The sequence below is a fragment of the Bacteroides faecichinchillae JCM 17102 genome, from assembly GCF_000614145.1.
GTDB lineage: Bacteria > Bacteroidota > Bacteroidia > Bacteroidales > Bacteroidaceae > Bacteroides > Bacteroides faecichinchillae.
Genome location: NZ_BAKK01000109.1, coordinates 1 through 1,753, shown reverse-complemented (window position 1 = coordinate 1,753; position 1,753 = coordinate 1). Strand labels below are relative to the sequence as shown.

Sequence of the window (1,753 nt, the reverse complement as noted above, 5' to 3'; positions counted from 1 at the left end):
CACTTCGACAACCGGTGTTCAGCCTTATAAGTATAATGGTAAGGAGTTGGATACGAGGAATGGGCTGAACTGGTATGATTATGGGGCTAGGCATTATGATGCGACGATAGGTAGGTGGCATGTGGTGGATCCGATGAGTGAGAAAAACAGTTTCATGAGTCCGTATGTTTATAGTGTCAATAATTCTGTAAATTATATAGATCCTATGGGTTGCGATACTGTGCCTGATGATGAAATCTGGGATTACAATTTACTAAACTTTAGAACTAATGGTATGGGATTATTAGCAGAGGAATTTATTCCTGTAAAAATAAAAGGAGGAGTTAAATATATACTACGTGAATTTGTTTCTGGAGAAAATAAAGGGAATTATGCTGCAATTGAATTATATGGAAAAGACCCTGAAACAGGATTTGATTTATACGAATATAAATATGTAGTAGGAGAAAATAAAGTAAAAGATTTTAAGAATGGTGATACGAGCCCAACAGGCTTTCAATATAATGTTGTGAGATGGGCTGCAGACAATGGTGTCAATGGAAATGAAAATGTTTATCAGAACATGTTTAGAGGTTATTTGCAAATAGTAAAAGATCCTATGAACTGGATTCCTACACCATTAGATCCTACGAATCTAATTCCAAAATCTTGGTACACGATAAGTTCTCCTTGGAATAGATTCCAGATGTTAAATAGAGGTAAATATACTATAGAAAATTATGGGACACATCAAAATGCTTTAAAAAATAGAAGTTTAGATTATCAAAAATGGAAACAATAATAGTAAATAAACAATCTTATAAATTAGAAATATCAGAGAATGGTATTTGTTTGTATTTATGGGGTGAAGAATCCAATAAAGTGGCAACTAATTTGCTATTAATTCCCCCTATAATTATAAGTTTTATACTTATAGGTTCATTGATTTATATGGCAAGTCTTGGGGAAGGAATACCTATAGGATTTATTATTTCCTGCATTGTTGGCTTAGGTACTTCTGCTTATTTTATAAAACTATTTTTATGGAATAAATATGGACAAGAAGTGTTTTTACTTGAAAAAGATAAATTCATCTCGTATGATGACTATAATTTTTTTAAGGACAACTATCAATCTCATGGTTCATCTTTGTCTCAGTTTTATATAGTAAACGGGATGACTTTATCAAAAGTACCTAAGAAACTTTATTCTAAATATAAGAATGGAATGTTTCAAATTGCTTTTTTAGTAAATGGTGTACGTATTATTTCTAAAAATAAACTACCTATTGAGACTATTATGAAGATAAGAGAAGCTATTGATCACTGGGAACTCAAATACTCTTAAGAGTATCTTGGGGGTGTGTCAAAATAGAAATTTTACGAGTCTAAACTTTCAATCTGTAAGTTGACTCACTGATTTGATACAAAATTCGGCTTTATTTGGCTTTCTACAAAGCCATAAATCATGTTTGAAGTTTTAACTTGTTACTTTTCAAACACGCCATTTCTATTTTGAATTCACCCTCATTTTATAATTGAATGTTTATTCTATAAATGTTTACTAATTCTACCCGTTCAACACAGCAAACATCCTGTACAGACCTCGTTCCTTACTAACCAGAACCGGCAAGGACTGGCACATTACCTGACCTTCTACCCTACGCTGAGCGTGCGGATCTATTGCCTGTCGGCGGACAGCCTCACCTACCGGCAGGACTATGCGACAGGTACCCTCGACTGTACGCAGACCACCGACGAGGACGGGCAGATCA

Annotated in this window: 2 protein-coding genes; both read left to right on the top strand. The window is 34.1% G+C overall.

Translation table 11 applies throughout. The features are described from left to right. On the top strand, positions 1-781 hold a 781-nt coding region (locus tag JCM17102_RS29325; RefSeq protein WP_148302092.1), incomplete at its 5' end, for an RHS repeat-associated core domain-containing protein. Beyond that, positions 769-1,326, top strand: coding sequence for a hypothetical protein (locus JCM17102_RS20900; RefSeq protein WP_025076558.1), 558 nt, complete (start codon positions 769-771; stop codon positions 1,324-1,326). The genes JCM17102_RS29325 and JCM17102_RS20900, both read left to right, overlap by 13 nt. Positions 1,327-1,753: the final 427 nt, after the last annotated feature.

Excerpts from the sequence above, each read along its gene's own strand:
- JCM17102_RS20900 (WP_025076558.1), top strand. The coding sequence starts at position 769 with ATGGAAACAATAATAGTAAATAAACAATCTTATAAATTAGAAATATCA.